This is a genomic window from Nonomuraea lactucae, from assembly GCF_003313395.1.
GTDB lineage: Bacteria > Actinomycetota > Actinomycetes > Streptosporangiales > Streptosporangiaceae > Nonomuraea > Nonomuraea lactucae.
Map to the genome: position 1 here is coordinate 1 of NZ_QNFZ01000847.1, position 6,109 is coordinate 6,109.

Consider the following 6,109-nt stretch of genomic DNA (forward strand, 5'->3'; position numbering starts at 1 on the left):
CCCGCATGCCGCACGCCGCCGCCAGGGCCCGCCGTCCGCCCCGCGGGCCGCACCGCCCCGGCGCCTCCTGGACGCAGAGCACGTCGGCGCGCATCGCGCCGATGACGCGCACCAGCGCGGGAACGCTGTCCTTCATGCCCCGGACGTTGTAGGTGGCGATCCTGACCGTCACAGACGGAATGTAGCTCCGTCAGCGCTGCCTGGCGAGATCGGCGGCGCCCACCACTCCCGCGGAGGCGCCGAGCTCGGCCAGCCGCACCTCGGCGAGCGGGCGGTGCCCCCTGCCGGTCAGCCGTTCGGCGAACGTCTCACGCGCCCGGTCGAGGAAGAGGTCGGCGGCCCGGGACACGCCGCCGCCCACGATGAAGCAGCCCGGGTCGAGGACGGCGGCCAGGTCGGCCATGCCCTGCCCGAGCCAGTCGGCGAGGCTCGCGAACGCCTCCAGCGCGGCCTGGTCGCCGCGCCGGGCGGCCTCGGTGACCTCCTCGCCCTCGATCTTGCCACCCGCCAGCCCCAGCAGGATCCCGGCGCATCCGGGGTGCGCGTCGGCGATCCGCCTGGCCTCGATGACGAGCGCGTTGCCGCTGGCGTACTGCTCCCAGCAGCCCCTCTGGCCGCACCCGCACGGCCGGCCGTCCGGCACGACCTGCATGTGCCCGAGCTCGGCGCCCATCCCCCAGCGCCCGCGGAACAGGGCCCCGTTGAAGACCAGGCCGCCGCCGATGCCGGTGCCGAGCGTGACGCAGACGACGTGGGACTGCCCGCGTCCCGCGCCGAACCTGGTCTCGCCCCACGCCATGGCGTTGGCGTCGTTCTCCACGACGACGGGCAGGCCGACCAGGCCGCTGATCTTCTTCTGCAGCGGCTCCTCGCGCCAGGCGAGGTTGGGGGCGAAGCGCACGATCGAGCGGGTCTCGTCGACGAACCCGGCCGCGCCGACGCCGACGGCCTCGATCTCCCTGCCGGCGGCGAGCTCGCGGACCACGTCCGCGACCGTCTCGGCGACGAGGTCGGGCCGGTCGGCGGGGGTGCGCCGCAACGTCTGGGCGACGATCACGCCGTCCTCGTCCACCACGCCCGCGCCGACTTTCGTGCCGCCGATGTCCACGCCGATCGTGAGCATTGCCGTCGCCCCTATCCCAGGTCGATGTGTTGCACGTCGTCACGCCCGTGGGGGTCGCGCCCGTCGTGATCGCTCCTGTGGTCGTCGCGCGGCCCGTGGGGAGCCGCCCGGCGGGGGGCCGGCCTGCTCAGCGCCTCGACCGTCTGCCGGAACGCGGCGAACAGCTCGCCGCCCGCCGCGACCAGGTGCCCGGCGACGTCGTTGCCCGACTCGCGCTGCGCGGCGATGGCCCGGCACACCGGGCAGGCGCGGCAGATGTACTGATCCTCGGGCTCGGCGACCGCCTCGCCCCACACGTCCCTCTCCCGGCGTCCGCCGCCGGTGAACGAGCCGAGCACGGTCCTGCCGACCTGGCGCGTGGCCCGCCCCTGGATGGTGTCGAACAGCTTGCGCGCCTCGTCGGCGACGGTGCCTATCGGGTCTCTGTCGTTGGTCTCGCTCATGTGGCCCTCCCTGTCCGTGGGGCGCCCGCCGTGCTCACGTCGCCGCCGACCTCGTGCCTCCGTCGCCGGGTTCGGGTGCCGTGCCGGATTCGTCTCCCGAGCTGAACCGTACCCTCAGGATGCCGTCACGGAGCACGGCGCCGCTGACCTCCCTGCGGGCCAGCGCCACCGGGAGCGCCAGGATCCTGCGGTACGGCCCCGCGGTGACGATCAGCTCGTCACCCTTGCGGGCCAGATCGACGCCGGCCCGGTCGGCGCCGGGCAGGTCGAGGGCCAGTTCGTCGGCCGTCAGCCGCAGCGGGGGGCGGACCGAGGGCGCCGCGAACGGGTCGGCCTCGCCGTAGAGCGCCTCGCCCACGGCGGCCAGCGCGCCCCTGCCGACCGGTTCGGCCGGCAGGTAGGGGACGGTGTGGATGGGCAGCGGCGCGAACGACTCCTCGGCCTCGGCGAGCAGCCTCGACTGGGCGGTCACCCACCGGGTGCGCCACTCGTCGGCGCCTCCGGCGGGGAAGACCCGGTTGGCGATGACCGCGTCCACCCGGTAGCCGTACAGGTTAAGCGAGGTGAGCGTGCGCCTGGCCTCGGCGAGCACCACCGACTCGGGTGTGAGCACGAGCCGCACGGAGGCCCGGTCGCCGGTGAGCAGCTCGCGCACCTCCAGCAGGCCGCGGTGCAGGCGCTCGCCCGCGCTCATGACCTCGTCGCCGGGTGTGCTGACGTGCGCGACGCCGCGCACGAACGGCGACGCCAGCTTCATGATGCGCCGGCCGATCGGCATGAGCCTGCTCATGTGCCAGTCGAGCGCCTCGGGCAGGGCCAGCAGCCGCAGGGTCTCGGCGGTGGGGGCGCAGTCGACCACGATGACGTCCCAGGTGCCGGCCTGGGCGTGCTCGCGCAGCTCCAGCAGGGCGATGATCTCTTCGGCGCCCGGCAGGACGGTGATCTCCTCGGAGGTGATCTCGTCGAGGCCCAGCTCGACCAGCAGCCCACGGGCATAGTCCTGCAGCTCGCCCCAGTGGCGTTCGAGAGACTTCTGCGTGTCCACCTGGTGCAGGTGGAGGCCGGGCGCGACCTCGCCGGGCCCGGTGCCGAGCGCGTCGGCCAGCGAGTGCGCCGTGTCGGTGGAGACGACCAGCGTCTTCAGGCCGCGCCTGGCGGCGAGCGTCGCGGTGGCCGCCGCGGCCGTGGTCTTGCCGACGCCGCCCTTGCCGGTGAAGAGCAGGACCCGCGGGCTCACCTCAGCGACCTTCGACGCGCTTCTTGAGGCCCTTCAGAGCGGTGTCGACGATGACCTTCTCCGCCTTGCGCCTGAGCATGCCGAGCATCGGCACCTTGAGGTCGACGGTCAGCTCGTAGGTCACCTCGGTGCCGGCGCCCGCGCCGGCCAGCCGGTAGCTCCCGTCGAGCTCGGCGACCATCTTGCCCTGCTCGACCACGCGCCAGCCGACGCTCTCGTCGCCCTGCCAGGTGTAGCCGAGGGTGTAGGTGTCACTGATCACGCCGGCGTCGAGGACGAACCGCACCGTCTCGGCCCTGCCGTCGGCCCTGGTGCTGAGGACTTCGGCGCTCTTCACCTGCCCGGCCCATTCGGGGTAGGCCGGGAAGTCGGCGATGACCGCCATCACGGCGGCGCGGTCGGCGTCGATGGTGATGCTCGAAGTGGTGCGATCAGCCATGCGACCACCGTAGTGCACAAACCGCTACTTGCGATGGACCGCTGAACGCGGCCCACCGTAGTGCACAATCCGCCACTTGCGACGGACCGCCGGACCCAGTCGCGCAGGTCACCAGTCGAGGACGAACGGGACGCCGCTGCCGCGGAAATGGCCGACGTTCACGAGCTCGGTGCGGCCGATGCGGGCGCGCCGGAACAGCGGCTGGTGGACGTGGCCGAACAGGGCGTAGCGCGGCTGCGTCCTCCTGATCGCCTCCAGCGTGGCCTCGCTGCCGCGTTCGAGGCGCCTGGCCACCACGTCGTACAGCAGTTCGGGCAGCGCGGGCGGGATGTGCGAGCACAGCACGTCCACCTCGCCGAGCGCCTCCACCTTGGCGGCGTACTCCTCGTCGCCGATCTCGTACGGCGTGCGGTAGTCGGTCCTGAGCCCGCCGCCCACGAACCCGAACCGCCACCCCCCGATCTCCACGACCTCCCCGTCGAGCACCCTGTGCCCCTGGCGCAGGTAGTCGGGCCACAGGCGCGGGATGTCCACGTTGCCGTAGGTGAGGTAGGCGGGCTCGGGCATGGCGGCGAAGAGCCGCTCGTACTGCGCGCGCACGTTGCGCTCGATGTGCTCCCGGGGGTCGCCGTCGAGGGCGGACCACAGGCGGGCGGACATGGCCCTGGCCTCGTCGAAGCGCTTGGCCGTGCGCAGCGCGATGAACTCCCTGGCCTGCTCGGCGCCGAAGAGGTCGGGGAAGATGCCCTGCGCGTGGTCGTCGTAGTCGATGAAGAGGATCAGGTCGCCGAGGCAGATCAGCGCGTCGGCGCCGTCACCGGCTCGCGCCAGCGCGTCGGCCCGGCCGTGCACATCACTGACGACGTGAACCCTCATGACCCAGCCCTCATGCGGAAATCCTACGAGCGGTGGCTGCTAGCGTGATTGTTGCCCTTTATAACGCCTGGATGTCGAAGCTACCGGCCCGTAACATATCGCGGTAACGTCCTGGCCGTTCACGAAGCGTGCACATGGAGGAGTGGCCCGTGCGCGAGTACACCGTCCCCGTGCTGGTTGATGTTCCTGCCGCCGCGAGCCTGCCCGACACGGTGTTCAGGCGGGGCGAGCAGGAGCCCGGCACGGTCGTCCTGCGCCGCAAGGACGGCGATGCCTGGCCCGCCGTCACCGCCGGCGAGTTGCGTGATCAGGTCGTCGCCCTGGCCAAGGGGCTCATCGCGGCGGGCGTGGAGCACGGCGATCGGGTCGCGCTCATGTCGCGCACCCGCTACGAGTGGCTGCTGATCGACTACGCGATCTGGTCGGTTGGCGCGGTCACCGTCCCGATCTACGAGACGTCCTCCACCGAGCAGGTCCGGTGGATCCTGTCCGACAGCGCCGCCAAGGCGATCTTCGTCGAGCTCGACGGGCACGAGGAGACCGTGCGCGCCGCCGCGCCGGACCTGAAGCAGGTCTGGCGGGTCGAGGCCGCGCTGGACGGCTCGATCGGCGGCTCCGACGTGTCCGACCAGGTCTTCCAGGAGCGCAGGGAGCGGGTGAGCGCGGCCGACCTGGCCACGCTCGTCTACACCTCGGGCACCACCGGCAGGCCCAAGGGCTGCCGCATCACCCACGACAACCTGCTGTTCAACGCCCGCAACGCGCTCGCGGGCCCGATGGAGTCGCTGTTCACCATCAAGGACCCGGCGGCGCTGCTCTTCCTGCCGCTGGCGCACATCCTCGCGCGCCTGCTCCAGGTCGTCCTCGTCGAGGCGGGCGCGGTCGTCGCGCACACCCCCAACATGAAGAACGTGGCCCCCGACCTGGCGGCGTTCCAGCCGACGTTCCTGCTGGGGGTGCCGCGGGTCTTCGAGAAGGTCTACAACGGCGCCGAGCAGAAGGCCATCGCGGGCGGCAAGGGCGCGATCTTCGCCCGCGCCGCCGACGTGGCGGTGGCCTGGAGCCGCGCGGAGGGCTCGGGCGGCGCGGGCCTCGGGCTGCGCCTGCGCAAGGCGGTGTTCGACAGGCTCGTGTACGGCAAGCTGCGCGCGGCCACCGGCGGACGCCTGTCGGCGTCCATCTGCGGCGGCTCGGCCCTGGGCGAGCGGCTCGGCCACTTCTTCAGGGGCGTCGGGATCGAGGTGTTCGAGGGGTACGGCCTGACGGAGACCTCGGCCCCGAGCACGGTCAACATGCCCGGCGGCAACAAGATCGGCACGGTCGGCAAGCCGCTGCCCGGCGTGACGATCCGGATCGCGGACGACGGCGAGATCCTGGTCAAGGGCAGGCACGTCTTCGACGGCTACTGGAACAACGACCAGGCCAGCGCCGAGGTCATCGACGCCGACGGCTGGTTCCACACGGGCGACGTCGGCGACCTCGACGCCGACGGCTACCTGCGCATCACCGGCCGCAAGAAGGAGATCCTCGTCACGGCCGCGGGCAAGAACGTGGCGCCGGGCCCGCTGGAGGATGCCCTGCGGGCGCATCCGCTGATCTCGCAGGCCGTCATCGTGGGCGACAACCGGCCGTTCGTGGCCTCGCTGATCACCCTGGACCCCGAGGCGCTGGAGCACTGGACGTCGGTCAACGGCCGCGACGGCGCGAGCGTGGCCGAGCTGCGCGCGGACCCGCGGATCGTGGCCGAGGTGCAGGCGGCCGTGGACCGGGCCAACAGCGCGGTGTCGCACGCGGAGCAGATCAAGAAGTTCGCGATCCTGGAGGCGGACATCACCGAGGAGAGCGGCCACCTGACGCCGACGCTCAAGATCAAGCGCAACATCGTGATGCGCGACTTCGCCGGCGACGTGGAGGCCCTTTACACCTCCTGAGAGGCGGACCGGACACCGGGCGGAGGGCGTCGCCGATCACCACGGGTGATCGGCGACGCC

General features: G+C 72.3%; 6 protein-coding genes. 1 reads left to right on the forward strand and 5 read right to left on the reverse strand.

Annotated features, from left to right (window positions below; genetic code table 11):
* Nucleotides 1-190: 190 nt before the first annotated feature.
* The 5 genes from DQW85_RS29405 to DQW85_RS29425 all read right to left on the reverse strand — a co-directional run bounded on the left by DQW85_RS29405 (nucleotide 191) and on the right by DQW85_RS29425 (nucleotide 4,118).
* Nucleotides 191-1,123 carry an ROK family glucokinase gene (locus DQW85_RS29405; protein ID WP_113703101.1) on the reverse strand — a complete coding sequence of 311 codons (933 nt, stop codon included), beginning with the start codon at nucleotides 1,121-1,123 and terminating at the stop codon, nucleotides 191-193.
* An 11-nt stretch (nucleotides 1,124-1,134) separates the two neighbouring features.
* Nucleotides 1,135-1,566, reverse strand: a complete 432-nt coding sequence (locus tag DQW85_RS29410; protein WP_113703102.1) for a DUF5304 family protein — start codon at nucleotides 1,564-1,566, stop codon at nucleotides 1,135-1,137.
* 34 nt (nucleotides 1,567-1,600) lie between these two features.
* A complete protein-coding gene (locus DQW85_RS29415; RefSeq protein WP_113703103.1) occupies nucleotides 1,601-2,803 on the reverse strand; it encodes an ArsA family ATPase in 1,203 nt (400 codons plus the stop codon).
* Nucleotide 2,804: 1 nt separating this feature from the next.
* Nucleotides 2,805-3,242: an SRPBCC family protein gene (locus DQW85_RS29420; protein WP_113703104.1), complete on the reverse strand. Its 438-nt coding sequence runs from the start codon at nucleotides 3,240-3,242 to the stop codon at nucleotides 2,805-2,807.
* A gap of 108 nt (nucleotides 3,243-3,350) precedes the next feature.
* The gene (locus DQW85_RS29425) at nucleotides 3,351-4,118 is read right to left on the reverse strand and encodes a metallophosphoesterase family protein (protein ID WP_113703105.1); all 768 of its coding nucleotides are present in this window, start codon (nucleotides 4,116-4,118) and stop codon (nucleotides 3,351-3,353) included.
* A 149-nt stretch (nucleotides 4,119-4,267) separates the two neighbouring features.
* Here DQW85_RS29425 and DQW85_RS29430 point away from each other — a divergent pair, with 149 nt between their 5' ends.
* Nucleotides 4,268-6,049, forward strand: coding sequence for an AMP-dependent synthetase/ligase (locus DQW85_RS29430; protein ID WP_113703106.1), 1,782 nt, complete (start codon nucleotides 4,268-4,270; stop codon nucleotides 6,047-6,049).
* Nucleotides 6,050-6,109 lie beyond the last annotated feature (60 nt).